Source organism: Kocuria sp. KH4, assembly GCF_053711175.1.
Genome location: NZ_JBSJYX010000001.1, coordinates 48,223 through 74,501, shown reverse-complemented (window position 1 = coordinate 74,501; position 26,279 = coordinate 48,223). Strand labels below are relative to the sequence as shown.

The window sequence follows — 26,279 nt, the reverse complement described above, 5'->3', positions numbered from 1 at the left end:
GCGCCCACAGGCCGCTGAGACACTGGGCACATCCCGTCCATCGTCCCAGGAGCACCTATGAGCACCGAGCGCACCGTTTCCTCGACCCGTGTCGGCATCGTCGGCGCCGGCCCGGCGGGGCTCATGCTCGCCCACCTGCTGGGCCGGGCGGGGATCGAGAGCGTCGTGGTGGAGAAGCGCGATCCGGAGACCATCCACGCCACCCACCGCGCCGGCATCCTGGAGGCCGCCACGGTCCGGATGCTCACCGACTCGGGCGTGGACGGGCGGGTGCTCACCGAGGGCCACGAGCACCGGGGCACCGTCCTGCGCTTCCAGGGCGAGAGCCACCGCATCGACTTCCAGGAGCTCGTCGGCCACTCCGTGTGGCTCTACCCGCAGAACGAGGTGTTCCGAGACCTGGCCGCGGCCCGCGAGCGCGACGGCGGGGACGTGCGCTGGTCGGTCACGGACACCGAGGTCCTCGACCTGGACACCGACCGGCCCCGGATCCGTTTCACCGACGCCGAGGGCACGCCGTGCGAGGTCCGCTGCGACGTCCTGGTGGGCGCGGACGGCTCGCAGAGCATCTGTCGCCGCGCGATCCCGGAGCACGCGCGCACCGACAACTTCGTCGAGTACCCCTTCGCGTGGTTCGGCATCCTCACCCAGGCCCCGCCGAGCGCCCCCGAGCTGATCTACGCGAACTCCGAGCACGGCTTCGCCCTGATCTCCTCGCGCAGCGAGGAGGTCCAGCGCATGTACTTCCAGTGCGACCCGGACGAGGACGTCGACGAGTGGGACGACGAGCGGATCTGGGCCGAGCTGCAGCGCCGGGTCGACGGCCCGGACGGGCTGCGGCTGCAGCAGGGCCCGATCTTCGACAAGACCGTGCTGAGGTTCCGCTCCTACGTCTGCGAGCCCCTGCGCCACGGCCGGCTCTTCCTCGTGGGCGACGCCGGCCACACGGTGCCCCCGACCGGGGCGAAGGGCCTGAACCTGGCCTTCTGCGACGTCCGTGCCCTGGCCCCGGCCCTGGTCGACTTCTTCCGGGACGGCGACGACGCCGGGCTGGCCGGCTACTCGGCCACCGCCCTGGAGCGGGTCTGGAAGGCGCAGAACTTCTCCTACTGGGCGACCAACCTGCTGCACGCCCAGCCGGGGGAGAACCCGTTCCACCAGAAGCGCCGGCACGGGGAGTTCACCGCGATCACCTCGTCCGCCCGCGGCGCCGCCTACTTCGCCGAGTGCTACACCGGCTGGCCGGAGGACTGAGCCGCGGGCGCCGACCCGGCACCCGCCGGTGTGCGCAATGCGAACGCCTGTGCGAAATACGCACCGAGGCGCTAGAGTGCAGGAAGTCCTCCGCCGGACCGCCGTCCGGTGCGGCGGCCGCCCCGCAGCAGCGCCGCCACCCGCAACAGAGGAGTTGACCCATGGCAGAGGAAGACCAGGACGCGCTCGACGGCACCTTCGAGCCGGTCTCGTGGACCCGGGGCGCCGACGACGCGGCCGAGAGCCAGGCGCAGCTGAGCCGGGAGATGGACCGGATCAGCGAGGAGCACGCCGCCTCGGGGACCGCCGAGACCCAGCCGCGCCTGGACTACGCCCCGTACCGCAGCTCGGCGCTGCGCCACCCCACCAAGGACCTGCACCACGCGGACCCGGAGACCATCGAGCTGCACGCCCCCGCCTTCGGGGACCGGGACGTGCACGTGCTCGAGTCGGACCTGACCGTCCAGGCGCAAGGGGAGCCCATCGGGGAGCGGATCAAGATCCGCGGGCGGGTCCTCGACGGCGACGGCCGCCCGGTGCGCCGCCAGCTGGTGGAGATCTGGCAGGCCAACGCCGCCGGTCGCTACATCCACAAGCGCGACCAGCACCCGGCCCCGATCGACCCGAACTTCACGGGCGTGGGCCGGTGCCTCACGGGCGAGGACGGCTCCTACGAGTTCACCACCATCAAGCCCGGCCCGTACCCCTGGAAGAACCACCGCAACGCGTGGCGGCCCGCGCACGTGCACTTCTCGCTGTTCGGCACGGACTTCACCCAGCGGATGGTCACCCAGATGTACTTCCCCTCCGACCCGTTGTTCGACCTCGACCCGATCTACCGGTCCATCGTCGATCCCACGGCGCGCGAGCGGCTGGTGGCGCGCTACGACCACGAGGTCTCCGAGCACGAGTGGCTGCTCGGCTACCGCTGGGACATCGTGCTCAGCGGCTCCCACCGCACCTGGACGGAAGGCGAGACCGATGTCTGAGAACTCTTCGACCACCAAACTCGTGGCCACCCCCGGCCAGACCATCGGCCCCTTCTTCGGCTACGCGCTGCCCTACGAGGGGGGCGAGCAGCTCGTACCGTTCGGGCACCCGCAGGCGGTGCGGCTGCACGGGGACGTCCTCGACGGCCACGGGACGCCGGTGCCCGACGCCCTGCTGGAGATCTGGCAGGCCGACGGCAACGGCCAGGTCCCCTCCGCGCCCGGCTCGCTGCGGCGGGACGGCTGGACCTTCACCGGCTTCGGCCGCGCCCCGGTGGACCACGCCGGGCACTACACCTTCACGACCGTCGACCCGGGCCCGACCGAGCCGGGCAGGGCGCCGTTCATCGCGCTGACCCTCTTCGGTCGCGGCATCACGAACCGCCTGTTCACCCGCGTCTACCTGCCGGAGGACGCCGGGGCGCTGGCGGGAGACCCGCTGCTGGCCTCGCTGCCGGAGGAGCGCCGCCGCACCCTGATCGCCGAGCGGGAGGCCGACGGCTCCCTGCGCTTCGACGTGCGGCTCCAGGGGGAGGGGGAGACCGTCTTCCTCACCTATCCCCGCCACGAGCGGTGACCCGCCCGGACGGTGCTCCCGGCCGGGTCGGACCCCCGCGCCGGCAGCCGCACCCACCGCGCCGGCACCGACCGGCCGACTTCCCAGGAGGATCCGCATGACCGACGTCGGGCTGCTCAGCCCCGGGACCCACCGCGGCGCCGCGGCCACGAACGACACGGCGGTGCTCCAGGCGCTGCTGGACGCCGAGGCCGCGTGGGTCGCCGCGCAGGCCGGGGCCGGGCTGGCCCCGGCGGGCGCCGCCGGCTCCGCCCGGGCGGCCGCCCGGGCGGAGGACTACGACGCCGGGGACCTGGCCCGGCGCGCCGAGGGTGGCGGCAACCCCGTCATCCCGCTGCTGGCCGACTACCGCCGCCGCCTGGGCCGGCTCGACCCGGACGCGGTGCGCTTCGTCCACCGAGGGCTGACCAGCCAGGACGTCATGGACACCGCGATGATGCTGGTCGTCCGCCGCGCCGCCGAACCCCTGACCCGGGACCTGCGCACCGTCCGGGACGCCCTGGCCCGCCTCGCGGACGAGCACCGGGGCACCGTCCAGGCCGCCCGCACCCTCACCCAGCACGCCGTGCCCACCACCTTCGGGCTCAAGGCGGCCGGCTGGCTCGCCGGGCTGCAGGACCTCGAGGCGGACCTCGCCGAGCTCGCCCGCCCCCCGCTGGCCCTCGGCGGTGCCGCCGGCACCCTCGCCGGGACCGTGGCCCTGTTCCCGGACGCCCCGGACGCCCCGCAGCGGGCCCTGGACCTCGCCGGCGCCTGGGCGGGGCAGCTCGGCCTGGAGCTCCCGCCCCACGTGTGGCACACCACGCGCCGGCCCGTGCTGCGGGCCGCCCACGCCTTCGCGGCCGTGTGCGCGGCGCTGGGCCGGATCGCCAACGACGTGCTGCTGCTCTCCCGGCCCGAGCTCGGGGAGCTGCGCGAGCCCGCCGCCGAGGGTCGGGGCGTGTCCTCGGCGATGCCGCAGAAGCAGAACCCGGTCCTGTCGGTGCTGCTCAAGCGCACGGCCCTGAGCGCCCCGCAGCTGCTCGCGCAGGTCCACCTCGCCGCCGGCCAGTACGTGGACGAGCGCCCCGACGGGGCCTGGCACGCCGAGTGGCCGGCCCTGCGGGAGCTCGCCCGGCTCGCCGTCGCGGCGTCCTCGCACGCGGCCGAGCTGACCGGGGGCCTCGTCGTGGACCCGGCACGGATGCGCGCGAACCTCGAGGCCTCGGGCCCGGCCGTGCTCGCCGAGCGGATCAGCGCCGTCCTGGCCCCGTTGGTGCCCGCCGCCGGCGGCGCCACGGGCAAGCAGCAGGTACAGGACGCCGTGCGCGAGCACGCCACCGACCGCGATGGCCTGGTCGCCGCCCTCCTGACCCTGGCCGCAGGCGCTGCCCAGCCCGACGGCGCCCCGGTGAACGAGGCCTTCGTGGCCGGGCTGCTGGAGCCCACCGGCTACCTCGGGGCCCACGACCTGCTGATCGACCGCGTGCTCGAGCGCCACCACCGCACCACCCCAAGTCCGCCGCCCACCGCCCGACCGACCCCAGGAGACCCCGCATGAGCGTCCCCGTCCTGACCCTGGTCGAGTTCACCGACCGCCCCGCCCCCTCCCCGGAGGCGCCGCTGGTGGTGCTCGGGCCGTCGCTGGGCACCTCCGTGACCTCGCTGTGGTCGGCCACCGTCCGGGCGCTCGAGGGCGACTACCGGGTGGTCGGCTGGGACCTGCCCGGCCACGGCGCCTCGCCGGCCGCCGCGGAGGCCTTCGACATGGCCGAGCTCGCCCGGGGCGTGCTCGCCGCCGTGGACGGCTACTTCCGATCCCTCGGCGCGCCGGTCGACGGGCCGTTCTGCTACGCGGGGAACTCCGTGGGCGGCTGCGTGGGCCAGCAGCTGCTGCTCGACGCGCCGGAGCGCGTGGGCGCCGCGGTCCTGCTGGGCACCGCCGCCCGGGTCGGCGAGCCCGCCGGCTGGGCCGAGCGGGCCCGGCTCGTGGCCGCCGCCGGGACCCCCACCCAGGTCGAGGGCTCGGCCCGGCGGTGGTTCGCCCCCGGGTTCCTCCAGCGGGACCCGGTCGTGGCCACGGAGCTGCTGCACGACCTCCAGGATGCTGACCGCGCCTCCTACGCCCGGGTCTGCGAGGCCCTCGCTGGCTTCGACCTCCGGGACCGGCTCGGCGCCGTGGCAGCGCCCGTGCTGGCCGTGGCCGGCGCCCACGACATCCCGGTCCCGCCCGCGGCCGTCGAGCAGCTCGCCACGGCCACCGGCGGTCGCCTCGTCGTCGTCGAGGACGCGGGCCACCTGATCCCCGCCGAGGCCCCGCTGGAGGTCGCCCGCCTGCTGGCCGGGCATTTCGCCGCCGCCCGCACCGATCCCGAAGGAGACCGAGCATGAGCACCGACCCCTCCCGCACCGAGCAGCAGGCCCACGCCGAGGGCATGGCCGTGCGCCGGGAGGTGCTCTCCGACGCCCACGTGGACCGCGCCGAGGCGACCAAGGACGCGTTCACCACGGAGTTCCAGGACTTCATCACCCGCTACGCCTGGGGCGAGATCTGGACCCGCCCCGGCCTGGACCGCAGGATGCGCAGCGCCGTCACCCTCACCGCCCTGATCGCCGCCGGACACTGGGAGGAGTTCGAGATGCACGTGCGCGCCGCCCTGCGCAACGGCCTGACCCGCGAGGAGATCCAGGAGATCCTCCTCCAGTCGGCGATCTACCTCTCCGTGCCCTCCGCCAACAACGCCTTCAAGCACGCGAAGCAGGTCCTCGACGCCCTCGACGCCGAGGCCGCCGGCGACGGTACGCCCCCGCCCCGCTGATCCCCGACCGCCGCTCCCACCCCACGCCCCGCGACCGGTCTGCCCCGACGCCGGTCCCGACGCCCGGAAGGAATCCCATGACCGAGGCCTACCTCTACGACGCCGTGCGCACCCCCTTCGGCCGCTTCGGCGGCGCCCTGGCCGGCACCCGCCCCGACGACCTGGCCGCCCTGGTCGTCGGGGAGCTGGTGCGCCGCGCCCCCGGGCTGGACCCGGCCGCGATCGACGAGGTCGTGCTCGGCAACGCCAACGGCGCCGGGGAGGAGAACCGCAACGTCGCCCGCATGGCCACCCTGCTGGCCGGGCTGCCGGTGGGGGTCCCCGGCACCACCGTCAACCGCCTGTGCGGCTCCTCGCTGGACGCGGCGATGATCGCCTCCCGGCAGATCGGCGCGGGCGAGGCCGACCTGATGCTCGTGGGCGGGGTCGAGTCCATGAGCCGCGCCCCCTGGGTGCTGCCCAAGACCGAGAAGCCCTACCCGGCCGGAGACATGACCCTGGCCTCCACCACGCTGGGCTGGCGACTGGTCAACCCGAGGATGGACCCGGCCTGGACCGTGTCCCTGGGGGAGGCCACCGAGCAGCTGGCCGAACGCCACGGCATCACCCGGGAGCGGATGGACGAGTTCGCCTACACCTCCCACCAACGCACCCAGCAGGCCTGGGACGAGGGTTTCTACGACGACCTCACCGTGGCCGTCCCCGGCACCGAGCTGACCCGCGACGAGTCCGTGCGCGCCTCCTCCACCGTCGAGAAGCTGGCCGGGCTGAAGACCGTCTTCCGCACCCCGGAGCAGGGCGGCACCGTCACCGCCGGCAACGCCTCCCCGCTCAACGACGGCGCCTCGGCCGCCCTATTGGGCTCGGGGCGGGCCGCCGAGCTCACCGGACTGACTCCGCTGGCCCGGATCGCCGGCCGGGGCGCGGCGGCCAACGAACCGCAGTACTTCGGCTTCGCCCCCGTCGAGGCCGCCAACCGGGCCCTCAAGCGCGCCGAGATCACGTGGGAGGACGTCGCGGCCGTGGAGCTCAACGAGGCCTTCGCCGCCCAGTCCCTGGCCTGTGTCGACGCGTGGGGGATCGACCCGGGCATCGTCAACCGGCACGGCGGGGCCATCGCGATCGGCCACCCGCTCGGGGCCTCGGGCACCCGCGTCCTCGGCACCCTGGCCAAGTCCCTGCGAGCCTCAGGGGCCCGCTGGGGCGTGGCGGCGATCTGCATCGGCGTGGGCCAGGGACTGGCCGTCGTGCTCGAGAACCAGACCGCCTGAGACCCCTCCGACCACCAGAGAGGCACATCGCATGCTCACCATCGCAGAGGACTGCGCCCAGGCCGTGGCCGGCGTCCACGACGGCGCCACCGTCATGATCGGCGGCTTCGGCGTGGCCGGCCAGCCCGTCGAGCTCATCGACGCGCTGATCGAGACCGGCGCCACCGGTCTGACCGTCGTCAACAACAACGCCGGCAACGGGGACGTCGGGCTGGCCCGGCTCATCGGGCTGGGCCGGGTGGCCAAGATCATCTGCTCCTTCCCGCGCCAGTCCGACTCCTGGCACTTCGACGAGAAGTACCGGGCCGGGCAGATCGAGCTCGAGGTCGTGCCCCAGGGCAACCTCGCCGAGCGCATCCGGGCCGCCGGGGCCGGGATCGGGGCGTTCTTCACCCCCACCGGCTACGGCACCCCGCTGGCCGAGGGCAAGGAGGTGAGGGAGATCGAGGGCCGCCACTACGTCCTGGAGCACCCCATCCGGGCCGACTTCTCCCTGACCAAGGCGCACGTCGCCGACCGGGCCGGCAACCTCGTCTACCGCAAGACCGCCCGCAACTTCGGCCCCATCATGGCCGCCGCGGCCACCACCTCCATCGTGCAGGTCACCGACGTCGTGGCCCGCGGGGCGCTGGACCCCGAGGTCGTCGTCACCCCCGGCATCTACGTGGACACGGTCGTGCGGATCCCCGCCCCGGCCACCACCGACCCCCGAGAGGAGCGCTGAGATGAACCAGCACCCGAGCACGGACCCGGGCACCGGCACGGAGGAGGCCGGCGGCGCGGGGGAGGACCGCGCGGACGCGGTGCCCATGACGTCGCCGACGCCCCTGTCCCCGGACGAGCTGGCCCGGGTGGTGGCCCGGGACATCCCCGCGGGCTCCTACGTCAACCTGGGGATCGGGCAGCCGACCCTCGTCGCCGACCACCTCTCTGCCGAGGACGACGTCACCCTGCACACCGAGAACGGGATGCTCGGCATGGGCCCCGCGGCCCGGGACGAGGAGGTGGACCCCGACCTCATCAACGCCGGGAAGGTGCCCGTGGTCGAGACGCCGGGCTGCTCCTACTTCCACCACGCCGACTCCTTCGCCATGATGCGCGGGGGCCACCTGGACTGCTGCGTGCTCGGGGCCTTCCAGGTCGACGTCAAGGGCAACCTCGCCAACTGGCACACCGGCAGGCCCGACGCGATCCCCGCCGTGGGCGGGGCCATGGACCTGGCCACCGGGGCGAAGCAGACCTTCGTGATGATGTCGTTGCAGAGCCGGACCGGACAGGCCAAGCTGGTGGAGCGGTGCACCATGCCGCTCACCGGCGTGGGCTGCGTGTCCCGGATCTACACCGACCAGGCCGTCTTCCTCGTGGAGGCGGACGGGGTGCGCGTGCGCGAGACCTTCGGCACGAGCTTCGAGGAGCTGCGGCGGATCGTCGACGTCCCGCTGCGGCCCGCGCGCTGAGCACGGCGCGGCACCGGAGGCGCGGCGCCCCTGCCGCGCACCCGCCCGAGGCTCCGAGGAGGCCACCGATGACCGAGCAGGACCGGACCGACCCCGCAGAGGAGCGGGGGGTGCCCGGGCAGTTCGTGCAGTCGCTCGCCCGCGGTCTGCAGGTGATCACCGCCTTCGACGCCCGGCACCCCCGCATGACCCTCAGCGACGTCGCCCGGCGCACCGGTCTCACCCGGGCCACCGCCCGCCGGTTCCTGCTGACGCTGGAGGAGCTGGGCTACGTCCGCACCGACGGGCGTCTGTTCGAGCTCACGCCCCGGGTGCTCCAGCTGGGCTTCTCCTACCTCTCCGCGCTGTCGCTGCCGGCCCTGGCCGGGCCGCACCTCGAGGCGCTGTCCGCGCGGGTCGAGGAGTCCACCTCCGCCTCCGTGCTGGACGGCTCCGACATCGTGTACGTGGCCCGGGTGTCCACGCACCGGATCATGACCGTCGCGATCGCCGTGGGCACCCGGTTCCCGGCCCACGCCACGTCCATGGGCCGGGTCCTGCTCGCCGGCCTCGACGCGCAGCGGCGCGCCGAGTACCTGCGCACGGCCCGGCTCGAGCGCCTCACCGAGCACACCCTCACCGACCCCGCCGCCCTCGAGGACGACCTGCAGCGGGTCCGCGCCCAGGGGTGGGCGCTCGTGGACCAGGAGCTGGAGGTCGGACTGCGCTCCGTGGCCGCCCCCGTCACGGACCGGACGGGGCGCGTGGTCGCGGCCGTCAACGTGTCCATGCGCGTGGGCATGCCCGGGGCCGGCGCGGGGGACCCCGTGCGCGACGTCGTCCCGGCGCTGCTCGAGTGCGCCCGGCGGATCTCCGCGGACCTCGCCGCGACCGGGCGCTGAGCCCGCCCGGGCCCCGTTTCCCCCGGAGGGCCCGGTCTGATAGGCTGTCGAGGAATTGCACGGTCGTCCGCCGGCGCTCACCAGCGCCGCCGGGGGCCGCGGAAATCCATGGCAGAACGGACTCGGTCCTCTGGTACGCGGTATGTACCAAAATGCCATCCTTTTCGTCTGCCCACGTGCCGGCAGCGCGAACGCCGTGGGGTCCGCCCGCCGGGCCCACGACACGCGTTGCACCCGCACCCGGCCCCGGCCGGTCGCGGGGGAGCCGACCATCCAGCGGGCCGCTGCCGCGGCCCGTCCAATCAGGAGACACTGTGCCTACAATCCAGCAGCTGGTCCGCAAGGGCCGGACCCCGAAGGTCGTCAAGACCAAGGCGCCCGCACTCAAGGGCAGCCCCATGAAGCGCGGTGTGTGCACCCGCGTGTACACCACCACCCCCAAGAAGCCGAACTCCGCGCTGCGCAAGGTCGCCCGCGTGAAGCTCAACGGCGGCATCGAGGTCACGGCCTACATCCCCGGTGAGGGCCACAACCTCCAGGAGCACTCCATCGTGCTCGTCCGCGGCGGCCGCGTGAAGGACCTCCCCGGTGTCCGCTACAAGATCGTCCGCGGCGCGCTCGACACCCAGGGTGTCAAGGGCCGCCAGCAGGCCCGTTCCCGCTACGGCGCCAAGAAGGAGAAGAAGTAATGCCTCGTAAGGGTCCCGCTCCCAAGCGCCCGCTCGTCGTCGACCCGGTCTACAGCTCCCCGGTCGTCACGCAGCTGATCAACAAGGTCCTCCAGGACGGCAAGAAGTCCACCGCCGAGCGCATCGTCTACGGCGCCCTCGAGGGCGTCCGCGGCAAGACCGGCGCCGACCCCGTCGCCACCCTGAAGAAGGCCCTGGAGAACGTCAAGCCGGCCCTCGAGGTGAAGTCCCGCCGCGTCGGCGGCGCCACCTACCAGGTGCCCGTGGAGGTCAAGCCCGGCCGCGCCCAGGCCCTGTCCCTGCGCTGGCTCGTGGGCTACTCCAAGCTCCGCCGCGAGAACACCATGACGGAGCGTCTGCAGAACGAGATCCTGGACGCGTCCAACGGTCTCGGTGCCGCCGTGAAGCGCCGCGAGGACACCCACAAGATGGCGGAGTCCAACAAGGCCTTCGCCCACTACCGCTGGTAGAATCTTCTTCGGCCTGTCGGCCCCACCGGGCCGACAGGCCGCCGGCACCATCTCCTGAAGGGAAACACCGTGGCACTTGACGTGCTTACCGACCTCAAGAAGGTCCGCAACATCGGCATCATGGCCCACATCGATGCCGGGAAGACCACCACCACCGAACGCATCCTGTTCTACACCGGTATCTCCCACAAGATCGGCGAGACCCACGATGGTGCCTCCACCATGGACTGGATGGCGCAGGAGCAGGAGCGCGGCATCACCATCACGTCGGCCGCGACGTCCTGCTACTGGCACGACAACCAGATCAACATCATCGACACCCCCGGCCACGTGGACTTCACGGTCGAGGTCGAGCGCTCCCTGCGCGTGCTCGACGGCGCCGTCGCGGTCTTCGACGGCAAGGAGGGCGTCGAGCCCCAGTCGGAGACGGTCTGGCGCCAGGCCGACAAGTACGACGTCCCCCGCATCTGCTTCGTCAACAAGATGGACAAGCTGGGCGCCGACTTCTACTTCACCGTCGACACCATCATCAACCGCCTCGGCGCCAAGCCGCTGGTCATGCAGCTGCCGATCGGCTCCGAGTCCGCCTTCACCGGCGTGGTCGACCTGCTCACCATGAAGGCCTTCGTGTGGCCCGGCGACTCCAAGGGCGACGTCTCCATGGGCGCCAAGTACGAGATCGAGGACATCCCCGCCGATCTCCAGGAGCGGGCCGAGCAGTACCGCAGCGAGCTGGTCGAGGCCGTGGCCGAGGCCGACGACGACCTGATGGAGAAGTACCTCGGCGGCGAGGAGCTGACCCTCGACGAGCTGAAGGCCGGCATCCGCAAGCTGACCATCAACTCGCAGGCCTACCCCGTGCTGTGCGGCTCCGCGTTCAAGAACCGCGGCGTGCAGCCCATGCTCGACGCCGTGATCGACTTCCTGCCGTCCCCGCTGGACGTGCCGAACGTCGAGGGCCACGCGCTCAACGACGAGGAGGAGATCCTCACCCGCCCGGTCGACTCGACCGCGCCGTTCTCCGCGCTCGCGTTCAAGGTCGCCACCCACCCCTTCTACGGGCAGCTGACCTACATCCGCGTGTACTCCGGCAAGGCCGGCAACGGCGACCAGGTGCTGAACTCCACCAAGGGCAAGAAGGAGCGCATCGGCAAGCTCTTCCAGATGCACTCCAACAAGGAGAACCCGGTCGACACCATCCAGGCCGGCCACATCTACGCCGCCATCGGGCTCAAGGACACCACCACGGGCGACACCCTGTGCGACATCCAGAACCCGATCGTGCTCGAGTCCATGTCCTTCCCGGACCCGGTCATCTCGGTGGCCATCGAGCCGAAGACCAAGGGCGACCAGGAGAAGCTGTCCGTCGCGATCCAGAAGCTCTCCGCCGAGGACCCCACGTTCACCGTGTCCCTCAACGAGGAGACCGGCCAGACCGAGATCGGCGGCATGGGCGAGCTCCACCTGGACATCCTGGTGGACCGCATGAAGCGCGAGTTCAAGGTCGAGGCCAACGTCGGCAAGCCCCAGGTGGCCTACCGCGAGACGATCAAGAAGACCGTCGAGAAGATCGACTACACGCACAAGAAGCAGACCGGTGGATCCGGTCAGTTCGCCAAGGTGCAGGTGGCCTTCGAGCCGATCCCGCTGGACGCCGAGGAGCTCTACGAGTTCGACAACAAGGTCACCGGCGGTCGCGTGCCCCGCGAGTACATTCCCTCCGTGGACGCGGGCATCCAGGACGCCATGCGCCTCGGCATCCTCGCCGGCTACCCGGTCGTGGGCGTCAAGGCCACCCTGCTGGACGGCGCCTACCACGACGTCGACTCCTCCGAGATGGCGTTCAAGATCGCCGGCTCCATGGTCTTCAAGGAGGGTGCCCGCAAGGCGCAGCCCGTGCTCCTCGAGCCGCTCATGGCGGTCGAGGTGCGCACCCCCGAGGAGTACATGGGCGAGGTCATCGGCGACCTGAACTCCCGCCGCGGCCAGATCCAGTCCATGGAGGACGTCAGCGGCGTCAAGCTGGTCAGCGCCCTGGTGCCGCTGTCCGAGATGTTCGGCTACATCGGCGACCTCCGGTCCAAGACCCAGGGCCGCGCCGTGTACTCGATGCAGTTCGACAGCTACTCGGAGGTCCCGAAGGCCGTCGCCGAGGAGATCGTGCAGAAGAACCGCGGCGAGTAGGCACCACCCCTCGGCCCCGGCCGGGAATTTCATCAAACACGCACAGCCAAAGTAGACTTGCAGAGGTTTCAGTACTGCTGAGTGCCTCAGCGCCCCCCGACCAACACCCGGTGGGGTAGTGCTGAGCAAGTTTCGACAAATGTTCTAGGAGGAACAACCATGGCGAAGGCCAAGTTCGAGCGCACCAAGCCGCACGTCAACATCGGCACCATCGGCCACGTCGACCACGGCAAGACGACGCTCACGGCTGCCATCTCCAAGGTCCTGGCGGACAAGTACCCGGACCTGAACGAGCAGCGCGACTTCGGCGCCATCGACTCCGCCCCGGAGGAGAAGCAGCGCGGCATCACGATCAACATCGCGCACATCGAGTACCAGACGGAGAAGCGTCACTACGCTCACGTGGACGCCCCGGGCCACGCCGACTACGTCAAGAACATGATCACCGGTGCGGCCCAGATGGACGGCGCCATCCTCGTGGTCGCCGCCACCGACGGCCCCATGGCCCAGACCCGCGAGCACGTGCTGCTCGCCCGCCAGGTGGGCGTGCCCTACCTGCTGGTGGCCCTGAACAAGTCCGACATGGTCGACGACGAGGAGCTGCTGGACCTCGTCGAGATGGAGGTGCGCGAGCTCCTCTCCGACCAGGGCTTCGACGGCGACGACGCCCCGGTCGTGCGCGTCTCGGCCCTGAAGGCCCTCGAGGGCGACCCCGAGTGGGTCTCCAAGATCGAGGAGCTCATGGAGGCCGTCGACGAGAACGTGCCGGACCCCATCCGCGAGATGGACAAGCCGTTCCTCATGCCGATCGAGGACGTCTTCACGATCACCGGCCGCGGCACCGTGGTGACCGGCCGTGCCGAGCGCGGCACGCTGCCGATCAACTCCGAGGTCGAGATCGTCGGCATCCGCCCGGTCCAGAAGACCACCGTCACCGGCATCGAGATGTTCCACAAGCAGATGGACGAGGCCATGGCGGGCGAGAACTGCGGCCTGCTGCTGCGCGGTCTCAAGCGTGACGACGTCGAGCGCGGTCAGGTCGTGTGCAAGCCGGGTTCCATCACCCCGCACACCGACTTCGAGGCGAACGTCTACATCCTCTCCAAGGAGGAGGGTGGCCGTCACAACCCGTTCTACTCGAACTACCGTCCGCAGTTCTACTTCCGGACCACCGACGTCACCGGCGTCATCACGCTGCCCGAGGGCACCGAGATGGTCATGCCCGGCGACAACACCGAGATGACGGTCGCGCTGATCCAGCCGATCGCCATGGAGGAGGGCCTCGGCTTCGCCATCCGCGAGGGTGGCCGCACCGTGGGCTCCGGCCGCGTCACCAAGATCATCAAGTAATCCTCCCGGGCTCCTTGCCGATCAGCAGGACCCCCGTCGCTCGTGCAGCGGCGGGGGTCCTGCCGTGTCCGGGGCCGGGTCAGCCGGTGCGCTCGTGCAGGCACAGGATGTTGCCCTCGGGGTCGGTGAACCAGGCGGCGCGCATCCCCTCCGTGGTGGCCACGTGCGCGACGGTCCGCAGCCCGGGGAGGTCGTAGTCCTCGAAGCGCACGCCCCGGCCCTCGAGCTCCCGGACCGCGGCCTCGACGTCGGGCACCTCGAAGCTGACCTGCGTCAGCCCCGACGCGGGCGCGTCCGGGCGCAGCAGCAGCTGCAGGCCGCTGTGCCCGTCGTCGCTGAACAGCACGCCCTCCGGGTCGGGGCCGACCCCGGGGGAGAGGCCGAGGGTGTGCTCGTAGAACTCCCGGGCGCGGTCGAGGTCCCGCACGGGCACGATCGCGACCAGTCGCGTGGTGGACAGCACGGGACCCGCCCCTTCCGGACACCGGTGCACGGACACGGCCAGGATACGACCGTCCCCGCCGGCGCGGGTCGCGGGATCCTCACGGTTGCGGCTCGGTCGGGTACGCGTCCGGCGCCGGCGCCGCCCCGCGTGCGTTTGCACCGGATGCCCATCTCTGGCAGGATGGACGACGTTGTTCAAGCGCCGACGTGTGCTCTCAGCGGTTCGAACCGGCACCACCCGAGAAGTCGTCGGGACCCGAAGCAGAACCGAGGGCCAGCTGCCCGAGACGCTGCCACGTACGGACCACATACAGCCCACCCCGTTCAGCGGATTCGGTGCGCCCGCGTGTGCTGCACGCGGCGACACGCCCGAGTTCGGGGGTCGGAGCTCCAGCAGGGTGAGGAACCCGGAGGTTTCCGGATTCAGTCTGCGTGGAGGGGCGCCCAGCAGGCGGCGCCATGCACAAGGAGCACACGCTCCGTCACAGGGAAGTACTTGAAGAAAGAGAGTCACGACGCCATGGCGGGACAGAAAATCCGCATCCGGCTGAAGTCGTACGACCACGAGGTCATCGACGTCTCGGCCCGGAAGATCGTTGAGACGGTGACGCGCGCAGGCGCCACGGTGGTCGGCCCCGTGCCGCTGCCCACGGAGAAGAACGTGTACTGCGTCATCCGCTCGCCGCACAAGTACAAGGACAGCCGTGAGCACTTCGAGATGCGCACCCACAAGCGGCTGATCGACATCATCGACCCCACGCCGAAGGCCGTCGACTCGCTCATGCGCCTCGACCTGCCGGCCGACGTGAACATCGAAATCAAGCTGTAAAGAGGATCGCATCCCAATGACTACCACTTTCGAACGCCAGGTGAAGGGCCTGCTGGGCACGAAGCTCGGCATGACCCAGGTCTGGGACGAGAACGGGAAGTTCGTGCCGGTGACCGTCGTCAAGGCGGACTCCAACGTCGTGACCCAGCTGCGCAACCAGGACCGGGACGGCTACTCGGCCGTGCAGATCGGCTTCGGCGCGATCGACCCCCGCAAGGTGACCCAGCCGCTGGCCGGCCACTTCGAGAAGGCCGGCGTCACCCCCCGCCGCCACGTCGTCGAGCTCCGCACCGCGGACGCCGACACCTACGCGCTGGGCCAGGAGCTCTCCGTCGAGATCTTCGAGGCCGGCCAGAAGGTCGACGTCATCGGCAAGACCAAGGGCAAGGGCACCGCCGGTGTGATGAAGCGTCACGGCTTCGCCGGCGTCGGCGCCTCCCACGGTGCCCACAAGAACCACCGCAAGCCGGGATCCATCGGCGGCGCGTCCTACCCCGCTCGCGTGTTCAAGGGCATGCGCATGGCGGGCCGCATGGGCGCCGTCCGTCACACGACGCAGAACCTCACGGTTCACGCCGTGGACGTCGAGAACTCCCTGCTGCTCATCAAGGGCGCCCTGCCGGGCCCCAAGGGTTCGGTCGTCCTCGTCCGCACCGCAGTGAAGGGAGCCTGATAGGCCATGGCAACTCAGACCGTCAACGTCGACCTGCCCGCTGAGATCTTCGACGTCCAGACCAACGTGCCGCTGCTGCACCAGGTCGTCGTCGCCCAGCTGGCGGCCGCCCGCCAGGGCACGCACAAGACCAAGAACCGCGCCGAGGTCTCCGGCGCCGGCCGCAAGCCGTTCAAGCAGAAGGGCACCGGCCGCGCCCGTCAGGGCTCGATCCGCGCCCCGCACATGACCGGCGGCGGCGTGGTGCACGGGCCGACCCCGCGCGACTACAGCCAGCGCACCCCCAAGAAGATGAAGGCCGCCGCCCTGCGCGGAGCCCTCTCGGACCGGGCGCGCAACGGCCGCATCCACGTCGTGGAGGCCGTCGTCGAGGGCACCGCCCCGAGCACCAAGGGCGCCCTGGCGACCCTGCGCGGGCTCACCGACCGGAAGAACCTGCTGGTCGTGCTCCACCGCAACGACGACGTGGCCGCGCTCTCGGTGCGCAACCTCGACGACGTCCACACCGTCTACGCCGACCAGCTCAACACCTACGACGTGCTGGTCTCCGACGACGTGGTCTTCACCAAGGACGCCTTCGAGTCCTTCGTGGCGGCCGCCGGCAAGAAGAAGCAGGAGGACGCCAAGTGAGCGCGACCACCATCAAGGATCCCCGCGACGTCATCATTGCGCCCGTCGTCTCGGAGAAGTCCTACGGTCTCATCGACGAGGGCCGCTACACGTTCTTCGTGGCGCCCGACTCGAACAAGACGGAGATCAAGTACGCCGTGGAGCAGATCTTCGGCGTCAAGGTCGGGACCGTGAACACCATCAACCGTGCCGGGAAGCGGAAGCGCACGCGCTTCGGCTGGGGTCAGCGCAAGGGCACCAAGCGTGCCGTTGTGACCCTGAAGGAAGGCACCATCGACATCTTCGGCGGTCCGCTCGCCTGAGCGGAGACCACTTTAACGAGGAACTGACACATGGCTATCCGTAAGCACAAGCCGACAACCCCGGGCCGTCGCGGCTCCTCCGTTGCCGACTTCGCAGAAATCACGCGCACGACCCCCGAGAAGTCGCTGGTCCGGCCGCTGCCCAAGAAGGGCGGTCGCAACAACACCGGCCGCATTACCACCCGGCACAAGGGTGGCGGGCACAAGCGCCAGTACCGCGTCATCGACTTCCGCCGTCACGACAAGGACGGCGTCGACGCCAAGGTCGCGCACATCGAGTACGACCCCAACCGCACGGCGCGCATCGCGCTGCTGCACTTCGTGGACGGCTCCAAGCGCTACATCATCGCGCCGAACAAGCTGTCCCAGGGCGACGTCGTCGAGTCGGGTCCCGGCGCCGACATCAAGCCCGGCAACAACCTCCCGCTGCGCAACATCCCCGTCGGCACCGTGATCCACGCCGTCGAGCTCCGTCCGGGCGGCGGCGCCAAGCTCGCCCGCTCCGCCGGCGCGTCCGTGCAGCTCGTGGCGAAGGAGGGCAAGTACGGCCAGCTGCGCCTGCCCTCCGGCGAGATCCGCAACGTCGACGTCCGCTGCCGCGCGACGGTCGGCGAGGTCGGCAACGCCGAGCAGTCGAACATCAACTGGGGCAAGGCCGGCCGCAACCGCTGGAAGGGCATCCGCCCGACCGTGCGCGGTGTGGTCATGAACCCCGTCGACCACCCGCACGGTGGTGGCGAGGGCAAGACCTCCGGTGGCCGCCACCCGGTCAACCCGAACGGCAAGCCCGAGGGTCGCACCCGCCGCCCCAACAAGGAGAGCGACAAGCTCATCGTCCGCCGTCGTCGCACCGGCAAGAACAAGCGCTAAGGAGCCTGACACATGCCACGCAGCCTGAAGAAGGGCCCTTTCGTCGATCAGCACCTTTTCCTGAAGGTCGCCAAGGAGAACGACAAGGGCACCAAGAACGTCATCAAGACGTGGTCCCGCCGCTCGATGATCATCCCCGACATGCTGGGGCACACGATCGCCGTGCACGACGGACGCAAGCACATCCCCGTGTTCATCACCGAGTCGATGGTCGGGCACAAGCTCGGCGAGTTCGCTCCCACGCGGACCTTCCGCGGCCATGTGAAGGACGACAAGAAGGGCAAGCGCCGCTGATCCTCCGGGATCCCGCAGCGTGAGCACTTCGAGAAGACGAGAGAAGGAAAGCAATGGAAGCCAAGGCATCTGCGCGCTACATCCGCGTGACGCCTATGAAGGCCCGGCGCGTCGTCAACCTGATTCGTGGCCAACAGGCGAATGAGGCTCTGGCGATTCTGAAGTTCGCCCCCCAGGGCGCTTCGGAGCCGGTGTTCAAGGTCCTCCAGTCGGCCGTCGCCAACGCGCGCCAGCTGGCCGACCGCGACGGCCTGCCGTTCAAGGAGGACGAGCTCGTGGTGAGCGAGGCCTTCGTCGACGAGGGTCCGACCATGAAGCGGTTCCAGCCGCGCGCCCAGGGCCGCGCCTACCGCATCAACAAGCGCACGAGCCACATCACCGTGATCGTGGCGAGCCCTGACAGCGAGGAGGTCCGCTAAGTGGGACAGAAGATCAACCCGCACGGGTTCCGGCTGGGCATCACCACCGACCACGTGTCGCACTGGTACGCGGACTCCACCAAGGAGGGCCAGCGGTACAAGGACTACGTCCGTGAGGACATCAAGATCCGCAAGCTCATGTCCACGGGCATGGAGCGCGCCGGCATCTCGAAGGTGGAGATCGAGCGGACCCGGGACCGGGTGCGCGTGGACATCCACACCGCCCGCCCCGGCATCGTCATCGGCCGCCGCGGCGCCGAGGCCGACCGCATCCGCGGCGAGCTCGAGAAGCTCACGGGCAAGCAGATCCAGCTGAACATCCTCGAGGTCAAGAACCCCGAGGTGGACGCCCAGCTGGTCGCCCAGGGCGTCGCCGAGCAGCTCGCCTCCCGCGTGGCCTTCCGCCGCGCCATGAAGAAGGCCATCCAGTCGGCGCAGCGCGCCGGCGCCAAGGGCATCCGGATCCAGTGCGCCGGCCGCCTGGGCGGCGCCGAGATGAGCCGTTCGGAGTTCTACCGCGAAGGCCGTGTGCCCCTGCACACCCTGCGCGCGAACATCGACTACGGCTTCTTCGAGGCCAAGACGACCTTCGGCCGCATCGGCGTGAAGGTCTGGATCTACAAGGGCGACCTCACCGCCAAGGAACTGGCGGCCCAGCAGGCCGCCGCTCCCTCGCGCGGGCGTGGTGGCGACCGTGACCGCCGCGGCGGTCCGGGTGAGCGTCGTGGCGGCGGCGACCGTCGTCGCACCGACCGTAACGACCGTGGCGGACGCCGTGAGCGCGGCGACTCCGCCCCCGCCTCCCAGGCCCCGGCCGCGGGGGCGACCAACGCAGAGGGTGGTAACTAAATGCTCATCCCACGTCGTGTGAAGTTCCGCAAGCAGCACCACCCGAAGCGCACGGGCGCCGCCAAGGGCGGCACCACCGTCGCCTTCGGCGAGTGGGGCATCCAGGCGCTCACGCCGGCCTACGTGACGAACCGTCAGATCGAGGCCGCTCGTATCGCCATGACCCGCCACATCAAGCGTGGCGGCAAGGTCTGGATCAACATCTACCCGGACCGTCCCCTGACCAAGAAGCCCGCCGAGACCCGCATGGGCTCCGGTAAGGGCTCGCCCGAGTGGTGGGTCGCGAACGTCAAGCCCGGGCGCGTGATGTTCGAGCTCTCCGGTGTCTCCGAAGAGGTCGCCCGCGAGGCCCTGCGCCTGGCGATCCACAAGCTCCCGATGAAGGCACGCATCGTGCGTCGCGAAGGTGGTGAATGAGAATGGCTGTTGGATCCAAGGATCTGAGCATCGAGAACCTCGCGGCCCTCGACAAGGACTCTCTGGGTGAGGCGCTGCGCAAGGCGAAGACGGAGCTGTTCAACCTCCGTTTCCAGTCCGCAACCGGTCAGCTCGAGAACAACGCCCGCCTGAAGGCGGTCAAGCGCGACATCGCCCGCATCTACACGGTGCTGCGCGAGCGCGAGCTCGGCATCCGGCCCCAGGCGGGCTCCGCCGAGACCACCGCCGAGACCACCTCCGAGGAGGACGCCAAGTGACCGAGCAGATCAACAGCGGGGCCGAGCAGGCCCCCGAGCGCGGTGACCGCAAGAGCCGTCGCGGCTACGTGGTCTCCGACAAGATGGACAAGACCGTCGTCGTGCAGCTGCAGGACAACGTCAAGCACGCCCTGTACGGCAAGGTCATCCGCCGTTCGTCGAAGGTCAAGGCCCACGACGAGCAGAACGCCGCCGGCGTCGGCGACCTCGTGCTGATCTCGGAGACCCGTCCGCTGTCCGCCTCCAAGCGGTGGCGGATCGTGGAGATCATCGAGAAGGCGAAGTAGTCCGGACCGGCTCCGCCGAGCCGGCCACCGCGGCGACGGCCCGTCCCTCCGTGCGAGGGGCGGGCCGCCGTCGTTCCCCGGCGGCCCGGGCGCGGCGCCGCCTGTGCTAAGCTGGTGAGCTTGTATGGGCGTTTTCGTCTGCCCGTACACCCCACAGCTCTTCGTGCCAGCGCATAATGACCGCGTGCAGGGCGCCTCCGCGCCGCCTGGTGGCGGGTTCAGATGCTCCTGGCATGGAGGGCTGGGCCCGGTCCGGCGTGCGACGCCGGGGGAGGGCACATCATCCGACAAGCTGTTCCGCAAGGCCCGCACCGTGCTCTCGATCGGTGTTGGAACCGGCGTGACGACAGGAGTAATCAGTGATTCAGCAGGAGTCGCGACTGAAGGTCGCCGACAACACGGGTGCGAAGGAAATCCTCACCATCCGTGTTCTCGGTGGATCCGGACGTCGCTACGCAGGCATCGGCGACATCATCGTCGCCACCGTCAAGGACGCGATCCCCGGCGGCAACGTGAAGAAGGGCGACGTCGTCAAGGCCGTCATCGTCCGCACCAAAAAGGAGCGCCGTCGTCCGGACGGTTCCTACATCAAGTTCGACGAGAACGCCGCAGTGATCCTGAAGAACGACGGGGACCCCCGTGGTACTCGCATCTTCGGCCCCGTGGGCCGCGAGCTGCGCGACAAGAAGTTCATGAAGATCATCTCGCTGGCCCCGGAGGTGCTCTGACCATGGCGAAGTTCAAGATCAAGACCGGCGACCTGGTGCAGGTCATCTCCGGCAACAAGGACAACAAGGGCAAGCAGGGCAAGGTCCTGCGCGTGTTCCCCGAGACCTCCCGCGTGCTCGTCGAGGGCGTCAACGTGGTCACCCGCCACCGCAAGGCCACCCAGCAGGGCGAAGCCGGCGGCATCGTGAAGGTCGAGGCCCCGATCCACGTGTCCAACGTGGCCTTCGTGGACCCGGAGACCAACAAGCCGACCCGCATCGGCTACCGCACCGAGACCGTGGAGCGCGACGGACGCCAGAAGACCGTCCGCGTCCGGGTCTCCAAGAGCACCGGCAAGGATCTGTGATGAGCGAAACCACCGAGATCAGCGTGTCCCCGCGCTTCAAGGACAAGTACCGCGAGACCGTCGTGCCCGCGCTGCAGGAGCAGTTCGGCTACGGCAACGTCATGGAGATCCCGCGCGTCGTCAAGGTCGTCGTGAACATGGGCGTCGGTGACGCCGCCAAGGACTCGAAGCTGATCGACGGCGCGGTCCGCGACCTCACCGCGATCACCGGCCAGAAGCCGCTCGTGACCCGGGCGAAGAAGTCCATCGCGCAGTTCAAGCTGCGCGAGGGCATGCCGATCGGCGCGCACACCACGCTGCGCGGCGACCGCATGTGGGAGTTCCTCGACCGCCTCGTCACCCTGGCGCTGCCGCGCATCCGCGACTTCCGCGGTCTCTCCGACCGCCAGTTCGACGGCAACGGCAACTACACCTTCGGCCTGACCGAGCAGTCGATGTTCCACGAGATCGACCAGGACCGCATCGACCGCGTCCGCGGCATGGACATCACGGTGGTCACCACCGCGAAGACCGACGACGAGGGCCGCGCGCTGCTGAAGGCGCTCGGTTTCCCCTTCAAGACCAACTAATCTCGCTACGTTCCAGGTCTGCTCGCGCGCCGCACGGCGCCTGCGGAAACCGGGACGAGGAAGGGCATGTGCCCCCAAAATGACAATGACAGATCCTGTCGCGGACATGCTGACGCGTCTGCGCAACGCCAACTCCGCCTACCACGACTCCGTGAGCATGCCGTACTCGAAGCTCAAGGCCCGGGTCGCGGACATCCTCAAGACCGAGGGCTACATCGCGGACTACCAGGAGGAGGCGGCCGAGGTCGGCAAGACCCTCACGCTGTCCCTGAAGTTCGGTCCCAACCGGGAGCGCTCCATCGCGGGCGTCCGTCGCATCTCCAAGCCGGGCCTGCGCGTCTACGCCAAGTCCACCAACCTCCCCAAGGTCCTGGGCGGCCTGGGCATCGCCATCCTGTCCACCTCCTCCGGGCTGCTGACCGACAAGCAGGCCGCGAAGAAGGGCGTGGGCGGCGAAGTCCTCGCGTACGTCTGGTAACCCGGAACAGAAAGGAAGAGAACATGTCACGTATCGGACGTCTCCCCATCTCTGTGCCGGCCGGTGTGGAGATCAAGATCGACGGCAACGTCGTCTCCGTCAAGGGCGCCAAGGGCGAGCTGCAGCACACCGTTGCCAGCCCGATCACCGTCGCGCTCGAGGACAGCACCCTCACCGTCACCCGACCCAACGACGAGCGCGAGTCCCGGTCGCTGCACGGGCTCACCCGCACCCTGATCGCCAACATGATCCAGGGCGTCACCCAGGGCTACACCAAGGGCATCGAGATCGTCGGCACCGGTTACCGCGTGCAGGCCAAGGGCCAGGACCTCGAGTTCGCCCTCGGCTACAGCCACCCGATCACCTTCAAGGCCCCGGACGGCATCTCGTTCACCGTCGAGGGTGTCAACAAGCTCTCGGTCAACGGCATCGACAAGCAGCAGGTCGGCGAGGTCGCCGCGAAGATCCGTAAGCTGCGCGCCCCCGAGCCCTACAAGGGCAAGGGCGTGCGGTACGCCGGCGAGCAGATCCGCCGCAAGGCCGGAAAGGCTGGTAAGTAATCATGGCTCTGAAGATCAAGGGCAAGTCCAAGGCCGCTGCGCGCAGCCGCCGCCACGTCCGGGTGCGCAAGCACCTGGCCGGCACGGCCGCCCGCCCGCGCCTGGTCGTCAACCGCTCGGCCCGCCACGTGTTCGTCCAGGTCGTCGACGACACCAAGGGTGTCACCGTCGCCTCGGCGTCCACCATGGAGGCTGATCTGCGCGGTGCCGAGGCGGACAAGACCGCCAAGGCCAAGCGCGTGGGCGAGCTCGTGGCCGAGCGCGCCAAGGCCGCCGGTGTCGAGGCCGTCGTGTTCGACCGCGGCGGCAACAAGTACCACGGTCGCGTGGCGGCTGTCGCCGACGGCGCCCGCGAGGGAGGTCTGGCACTGTGAGCGAGCAGAACAACGAGAAGGAAACCCAGGTGACCGAAGCCAGCACTGCCTCCACGGAGGCGACCGGGGCCCAGCAGAGCACCGACGCCAACCGCTCCCAGGACTCCCGCGGCGACCGCGGGGGCCGTGGCGAGCGCGGCGGCCGCGGTGAGCGCGGGGGCCGTGGCGAGCGCGGTGGCCGCGGCGGCCGTGGCGGGCGCGAGGAGGAGAAGGACAAGTTCCTCGAGCGCGTCGTGACCATCAACCGCGTCTCCAAGGTCGTCAAGGGCGGTCGTCGCTTCAGCTTTACCGCCCTCGTCGTCGTCGGCGACGGCAACGGCATGGTCGGTGTCGGCTACGGCAAGGCCAAGGAGGTGCCGGCCGCGATCTCCAAGGGCGTCGAGGAGGCGAAGAAGAACTTCTTCCGCGTCCCGCGCATCGAGGACCGCACCATCCCGCACCGTGTACAGGGCGAGGCCGCTGCCGGTGTCGTCATGCTCCGTCCGGCGACCCCGGGTACCGGTGTGATCGCCGGTGGTCCGGTCCGCGCCGTGCTCGAGTGCGCCGGCATCCACGACGTGCTGTCGAAGTCCCTCGGCTCGTCGAACCAGATCAACATCGTGCACGCAACGATCGAGGCGCTCCGCCAGCTCGAGGAGCCGGCGGCCGTCGCGGCCCGTCGTGGGCTGCCGGTCGACGAGGTCGTCCCCGGTCCGCTGCTGCGCTCGATCCAGAAGGCAGGTGCCTGATGTCCGGCAAGCGTATCCAGCCCGACGGGGCGGAGCTGCGCATCACGCAGATCCGCTCGGTGGTCGGCCAGAAGCAGAACATGCGGGACACCCTGCGGTCCCTCGGCCTCAAGCGGCCGGGCAACGTCGTGGTCCGCAAGGCCGACGGCGTGACCGCGGGCATGGTCAACACCGTCGCCCACCTGGTCAAGGTCGAGGAGGCCAAGTAACCATGGCAGAGAACACTGCTGAGAACAGCGCTCAGAGCACCGCTCCGAGCACCGAGAAGGTGCACGCCCTGAAGGTGCACCACCTGCGTCCGGCCCCGGGCGCGAAGACCGCCAAGACCCGCGTGGGTCGCGGTGAGGGCTCCAAGGGCAAGACCGCCGGCCGCGGCACCAAGGGCACCAGTGCCCGGTACCAGGTCAAGGCGGGCTTCGCGGGCGGGCAGCTGCCGCTGCACATGCGCCTGCCCAAGCTGCGCGGGTTCAAGAACCCGTTCCGCGTGGAGTACCAGGTCGTCAACCTCGACAAGCTCTCCGAGCTCTACCCGGAGGGCGGCGAGGTGACCGTGGAGTCGCTCGTGGCCCGCGGCGCGGTCCGGAAGAACCAGCCCGTCAAGGTGCTGGGCTCCGGCGACATCGCGGTCGCGGTCGACGTGAAGGCGCACGCCTTCTCCGGCTCCGCCGCCGAGAAGATCGCCGCCGCCGGCGGCAGCACCACCGCGCTGTGAGCGCGCGCCGTGGGACCGGGCACGCCCGGTCCCACGGCATCGTCGGAGCAGGCCCCGTCCACGCGAGCGTGGGCGGGGCCTGACCCGTTGGCCGCCCCGGCCCGGCGCGCGCCGGGCCGCCCCGGTCGCGGTGCGTTCGTTAGACTGGCCGGAGTCGTCCGTGCCCGCCCGCGCGCGGACCGCAGGACCGGGCTCCCGCCCCACCCCACCCCCGCGGCCGGACGCCGGTCGGACCCAGTCTCTAGGAGGACATGTGCTCAGCGCTTTCGGACGGGCGTTGCGAACCCCCGACCTGCGACGCAAGCTGGGGTTCACCCTCGCCCTCATCGTGCTCTACCGCCTGGGCACGTTCATCCCGGCGCCGGGCGTCGACTACGGCAACGTGCAGCAATGCCTGGCCCTGGGCACCACCACGGGCGGGGTCTACGACATGGTGAACCTCTTCAGCGGCGGCGCCCTGCTGCAGCTGTCGGTCTTCGCCCTCGGCGTGATGCCGTACATCACCGCCAGCATCATCGTCCAGCTGCTGCGCGTGGTGATCCCGCGCTTCCAGGAGCTGCACGAGGAGGGCGCGCAGGGACAGACCCAGCTCACCCAGTACACCCGCTACCTCACGATCGGGCTGGCGCTGCTGAACGCCACCACGATCGTCTCCCTGGCCCGCTCCGGCGCCCTGCTCGGCGACTGCCCCCTGCCGGTCATCCCCGACGACACGGTCCTGACGATCCTGATCATGGTCATCACGATGACCGCGGGCACCGCCATCATCATGTGGCTGGGGGAGCGGATCACGGAGAAGGGCGTGGGCAACGGCATGTCCCTGCTGATCTTCACCTCGATCGCCGCGACCTTCCCCTCCGCCCTCGGCGAGATCCTGCGGACCCGGGGCTGGGGCGTGTTCCTGTCGGTGCTGGCCGTGGGGCTCGTGGTGATCACCTGCGTGGTGTTCGTGGAGCAGTCCCAGCGCCGGGTGCGGGTGCAGTACGCCAAGCGGATGGTGGGCCGGCGCACGATCGGCGGCACGACCACCTACATCCCGCTCAAGGTCAACATGGCCGGCGTCATCCCCATCATCTTCGCGTCCTCGATGCTGATGCTGCCCGGGATGCTCGCCCAGTTCGGCATGCCGGACGACGGCTCGGACATCCCCGGCTGGGTCAACTGGGTCAACACCTACCTGGTCACCGGCGACCACCCCGTCTACATGGTGCTGTACTTCCTGATGATCGTGTTCTTCACGTACTTCTACGTGTCGATCACGTTCAACCCGGAGGAGGTCTCCAACAACATGAAGCGCTACGGCGGCTTCATCCCGGGCATCCGGGCGGGCCGGCCCACGGAGAAGTACCTGCAGTACGTGCTGAGCCGGATCACGTTCCCCGGGGCCCTGTACCTGGGCATCGTGTCCATGATCCCGCTCGTGGCGCTCGTGCTGGTGGACGCCAACCAGAACTTCCCGTTCGGCGGGCCCTCGCTGCTCATCATGGTGGGCGTGGGGCTGGACACGGTGAAGCAGATCGAGGCGCAGCTGCAGCAGCGCAACTACGAGGGCCTGCTGCGCTGAGGCCCGG

At 70.2% G+C, this 26,279-nt stretch carries 36 protein-coding genes; 35 read left to right on the top strand and 1 reads right to left on the bottom strand.

Translation table 11 applies throughout. The features are described from left to right. Positions 1 to 57: 57 nt before the first annotated feature. From ACWCOM_RS00405 to tuf, 14 genes are all read left to right on the top strand, one after another. Positions 58 to 1,254, top strand: coding sequence for a 4-hydroxybenzoate 3-monooxygenase (locus ACWCOM_RS00405; protein ID WP_454546760.1), 1,197 nt, complete (start codon positions 58 to 60; stop codon positions 1,252 to 1,254). Positions 1,255 to 1,415: 161 nt separating this feature from the next. Next, positions 1,416 to 2,243, top strand: coding sequence for a protocatechuate 3,4-dioxygenase subunit beta (pcaH, locus tag ACWCOM_RS00400; RefSeq protein ID WP_454546759.1), 828 nt, complete (start codon positions 1,416 to 1,418; stop codon positions 2,241 to 2,243). Beyond that, positions 2,236 to 2,820, top strand: a complete 585-nt coding sequence (pcaG, locus tag ACWCOM_RS00395; RefSeq protein WP_454546758.1) for a protocatechuate 3,4-dioxygenase subunit alpha — start codon at positions 2,236 to 2,238, stop codon at positions 2,818 to 2,820. The genes pcaH and pcaG overlap by 8 nt, the downstream gene beginning before the upstream one ends. Before the next feature lie 97 nt (positions 2,821 to 2,917). Further along, positions 2,918 to 4,360: a lyase family protein gene (locus ACWCOM_RS00390; RefSeq protein ID WP_454546757.1), complete on the top strand. Its 1,443-nt coding sequence runs from the start codon at positions 2,918 to 2,920 to the stop codon at positions 4,358 to 4,360. Further along, positions 4,357 to 5,190 carry an alpha/beta fold hydrolase gene (locus ACWCOM_RS00385; RefSeq protein WP_454546756.1) on the top strand — a complete coding sequence of 278 codons (834 nt, stop codon included), beginning with the start codon at positions 4,357 to 4,359 and terminating at the stop codon, positions 5,188 to 5,190. The genes ACWCOM_RS00390 and ACWCOM_RS00385 overlap by 4 nt, the downstream gene beginning before the upstream one ends. Beyond that, entirely contained in the window at positions 5,187 to 5,618 is a 432-nt protein-coding gene (pcaC, locus tag ACWCOM_RS00380) for a 4-carboxymuconolactone decarboxylase (RefSeq protein WP_454546755.1), read from the top strand. The genes ACWCOM_RS00385 and pcaC overlap by 4 nt, the downstream gene beginning before the upstream one ends. A 77-nt stretch (positions 5,619 to 5,695) precedes the next feature. Further along, complete coding sequence (locus ACWCOM_RS00375; RefSeq protein ID WP_454546754.1) at positions 5,696 to 6,889, top strand: thiolase family protein; 1,194 nt, start codon at positions 5,696 to 5,698, stop codon at positions 6,887 to 6,889. A 31-nt stretch (positions 6,890 to 6,920) separates the two neighbouring features. Next, complete coding sequence (locus tag ACWCOM_RS00370) at positions 6,921 to 7,613, top strand: 3-oxoacid CoA-transferase subunit A (RefSeq protein WP_454546753.1); 693 nt, start codon at positions 6,921 to 6,923, stop codon at positions 7,611 to 7,613. Between the two features lie 85 nt (positions 7,614 to 7,698). Beyond that, entirely contained in the window at positions 7,699 to 8,346 is a 648-nt protein-coding gene (locus ACWCOM_RS00365) for a 3-oxoacid CoA-transferase subunit B (RefSeq protein WP_454547077.1), read from the top strand. Between the two features lie 68 nt (positions 8,347 to 8,414). Continuing rightward, the gene (locus ACWCOM_RS00360; RefSeq protein WP_454546752.1) at positions 8,415 to 9,227 is read left to right on the top strand and encodes an IclR family transcriptional regulator domain-containing protein; all 813 of its coding nucleotides are present in this window, start codon (positions 8,415 to 8,417) and stop codon (positions 9,225 to 9,227) included. 314 nt (positions 9,228 to 9,541) lie between these two features. Continuing rightward, positions 9,542 to 9,916 carry a 30S ribosomal protein S12 gene (rpsL, locus tag ACWCOM_RS00355; protein WP_062734959.1) on the top strand — a complete coding sequence of 125 codons (375 nt, stop codon included), beginning with the start codon at positions 9,542 to 9,544 and terminating at the stop codon, positions 9,914 to 9,916. Next, complete coding sequence (gene rpsG / locus ACWCOM_RS00350; RefSeq protein ID WP_047803917.1) at positions 9,916 to 10,386, top strand: 30S ribosomal protein S7; 471 nt, start codon at positions 9,916 to 9,918, stop codon at positions 10,384 to 10,386. The genes rpsL and rpsG overlap by 1 nt, the downstream gene beginning before the upstream one ends. Positions 10,387 to 10,455: 69 nt before the next feature. Then, a complete protein-coding gene (gene fusA / locus ACWCOM_RS00345) occupies positions 10,456 to 12,570 on the top strand; it encodes an elongation factor G (RefSeq protein ID WP_454546751.1) in 2,115 nt (704 codons plus the stop codon). Positions 12,571 to 12,729: 159 nt separating this feature from the next. Next, positions 12,730 to 13,920, top strand: a complete 1,191-nt coding sequence (gene tuf, locus ACWCOM_RS00340) for an elongation factor Tu (protein WP_454546750.1) — start codon at positions 12,730 to 12,732, stop codon at positions 13,918 to 13,920. A gap of 79 nt (positions 13,921 to 13,999) precedes the next feature. Here the strand turns inward: tuf and ACWCOM_RS00335 are convergent, their stop codons facing one another. After that, positions 14,000 to 14,383: a VOC family protein gene (locus tag ACWCOM_RS00335; protein ID WP_454546749.1), complete on the bottom strand. Its 384-nt coding sequence runs from the start codon at positions 14,381 to 14,383 to the stop codon at positions 14,000 to 14,002. A gap of 501 nt (positions 14,384 to 14,884) precedes the next feature. Between ACWCOM_RS00335 and rpsJ the strand changes: the two genes are divergently transcribed. The 21 genes from rpsJ to secY all read left to right on the top strand — a co-directional run bounded on the left by rpsJ (position 14,885) and on the right by secY (position 26,272). Further along, positions 14,885 to 15,193, top strand: a complete 309-nt coding sequence (gene rpsJ / locus ACWCOM_RS00330) for a 30S ribosomal protein S10 (protein ID WP_003803825.1) — start codon at positions 14,885 to 14,887, stop codon at positions 15,191 to 15,193. Between the two features lie 16 nt (positions 15,194 to 15,209). Beyond that, positions 15,210 to 15,866 carry a 50S ribosomal protein L3 gene (gene rplC, locus ACWCOM_RS00325; RefSeq protein ID WP_454546748.1) on the top strand — a complete coding sequence of 219 codons (657 nt, stop codon included), beginning with the start codon at positions 15,210 to 15,212 and terminating at the stop codon, positions 15,864 to 15,866. A gap of 6 nt (positions 15,867 to 15,872) precedes the next feature. Further along, positions 15,873 to 16,496: a 50S ribosomal protein L4 gene (gene rplD, locus ACWCOM_RS00320; protein WP_454546747.1), complete on the top strand. Its 624-nt coding sequence runs from the start codon at positions 15,873 to 15,875 to the stop codon at positions 16,494 to 16,496. Beyond that, complete coding sequence (rplW, locus tag ACWCOM_RS00315; RefSeq protein WP_454546746.1) at positions 16,493 to 16,798, top strand: 50S ribosomal protein L23; 306 nt, start codon at positions 16,493 to 16,495, stop codon at positions 16,796 to 16,798. Before rplD ends, rplW begins: the two co-directional genes overlap by 4 nt. Positions 16,799 to 16,828: 30 nt before the next feature. Further along, on the top strand, positions 16,829 to 17,668 hold the full coding sequence (gene rplB / locus ACWCOM_RS00310) for a 50S ribosomal protein L2 (RefSeq protein WP_454546745.1): 840 nt from the start codon (positions 16,829 to 16,831) through the stop codon (positions 17,666 to 17,668). 12 nt (positions 17,669 to 17,680) lie between these two features. Further along, positions 17,681 to 17,962 carry a 30S ribosomal protein S19 gene (rpsS, locus tag ACWCOM_RS00305; RefSeq protein ID WP_047803924.1) on the top strand — a complete coding sequence of 94 codons (282 nt, stop codon included), beginning with the start codon at positions 17,681 to 17,683 and terminating at the stop codon, positions 17,960 to 17,962. Positions 17,963 to 18,015: 53 nt separating this feature from the next. Then, complete coding sequence (gene rplV, locus ACWCOM_RS00300; protein WP_047803925.1) at positions 18,016 to 18,381, top strand: 50S ribosomal protein L22; 366 nt, start codon at positions 18,016 to 18,018, stop codon at positions 18,379 to 18,381. Further along, the gene (rpsC, locus tag ACWCOM_RS00295) at positions 18,382 to 19,230 is read left to right on the top strand and encodes a 30S ribosomal protein S3 (protein ID WP_047803926.1); all 849 of its coding nucleotides are present in this window, start codon (positions 18,382 to 18,384) and stop codon (positions 19,228 to 19,230) included. Continuing rightward, a complete protein-coding gene (gene rplP / locus ACWCOM_RS00290; protein WP_047803927.1) occupies positions 19,231 to 19,647 on the top strand; it encodes a 50S ribosomal protein L16 in 417 nt (138 codons plus the stop codon). It abuts the gene before it with no gap. Between the two features lie 2 nt (positions 19,648 to 19,649). Next, positions 19,650 to 19,925 carry a 50S ribosomal protein L29 gene (rpmC, locus tag ACWCOM_RS00285; RefSeq protein WP_047803928.1) on the top strand — a complete coding sequence of 92 codons (276 nt, stop codon included), beginning with the start codon at positions 19,650 to 19,652 and terminating at the stop codon, positions 19,923 to 19,925. After that, the gene (gene rpsQ / locus ACWCOM_RS00280) at positions 19,922 to 20,212 is read left to right on the top strand and encodes a 30S ribosomal protein S17 (protein WP_454546744.1); all 291 of its coding nucleotides are present in this window, start codon (positions 19,922 to 19,924) and stop codon (positions 20,210 to 20,212) included. Before rpmC ends, rpsQ begins: the two co-directional genes overlap by 4 nt. A 359-nt stretch (positions 20,213 to 20,571) precedes the next feature. Further along, entirely contained in the window at positions 20,572 to 20,940 is a 369-nt protein-coding gene (gene rplN, locus ACWCOM_RS00275; RefSeq protein WP_017833306.1) for a 50S ribosomal protein L14, read from the top strand. 2 nt (positions 20,941 to 20,942) lie between these two features. Beyond that, a complete protein-coding gene (gene rplX, locus ACWCOM_RS00270; protein ID WP_454546743.1) occupies positions 20,943 to 21,287 on the top strand; it encodes a 50S ribosomal protein L24 in 345 nt (114 codons plus the stop codon). Beyond that, entirely contained in the window at positions 21,287 to 21,856 is a 570-nt protein-coding gene (gene rplE, locus ACWCOM_RS00265) for a 50S ribosomal protein L5 (protein WP_047804319.1), read from the top strand. Before rplX ends, rplE begins: the two co-directional genes overlap by 1 nt. A 79-nt stretch (positions 21,857 to 21,935) precedes the next feature. Beyond that, on the top strand, positions 21,936 to 22,334 hold the full coding sequence (gene rpsH, locus ACWCOM_RS00260) for a 30S ribosomal protein S8 (protein WP_454546742.1): 399 nt from the start codon (positions 21,936 to 21,938) through the stop codon (positions 22,332 to 22,334). A 23-nt stretch (positions 22,335 to 22,357) separates the two neighbouring features. Beyond that, complete coding sequence (rplF, locus tag ACWCOM_RS00255) at positions 22,358 to 22,894, top strand: 50S ribosomal protein L6 (protein WP_062734953.1); 537 nt, start codon at positions 22,358 to 22,360, stop codon at positions 22,892 to 22,894. A gap of 2 nt (positions 22,895 to 22,896) precedes the next feature. Then, complete coding sequence (rplR, locus tag ACWCOM_RS00250) at positions 22,897 to 23,268, top strand: 50S ribosomal protein L18 (RefSeq protein WP_062734952.1); 372 nt, start codon at positions 22,897 to 22,899, stop codon at positions 23,266 to 23,268. Then, the gene (gene rpsE, locus ACWCOM_RS00245) at positions 23,265 to 23,996 is read left to right on the top strand and encodes a 30S ribosomal protein S5 (RefSeq protein WP_454546741.1); all 732 of its coding nucleotides are present in this window, start codon (positions 23,265 to 23,267) and stop codon (positions 23,994 to 23,996) included. The genes rplR and rpsE overlap by 4 nt, the downstream gene beginning before the upstream one ends. Beyond that, positions 23,996 to 24,205 carry a 50S ribosomal protein L30 gene (rpmD, locus tag ACWCOM_RS00240; RefSeq protein ID WP_047804314.1) on the top strand — a complete coding sequence of 70 codons (210 nt, stop codon included), beginning with the start codon at positions 23,996 to 23,998 and terminating at the stop codon, positions 24,203 to 24,205. Before rpsE ends, rpmD begins: the two co-directional genes overlap by 1 nt. Before the next feature lie 2 nt (positions 24,206 to 24,207). Next, positions 24,208 to 24,708 (top strand): 50S ribosomal protein L15, encoded by a 501-nt coding sequence (gene rplO, locus ACWCOM_RS00235; RefSeq protein WP_454546740.1) that lies wholly within the window; start codon positions 24,208 to 24,210, stop codon positions 24,706 to 24,708. Positions 24,709 to 24,961: 253 nt separating this feature from the next. Further along, positions 24,962 to 26,272 carry a preprotein translocase subunit SecY gene (secY, locus tag ACWCOM_RS00230; protein WP_454546739.1) on the top strand — a complete coding sequence of 437 codons (1,311 nt, stop codon included), beginning with the start codon at positions 24,962 to 24,964 and terminating at the stop codon, positions 26,270 to 26,272. Positions 26,273 to 26,279: the final 7 nt, after the last annotated feature.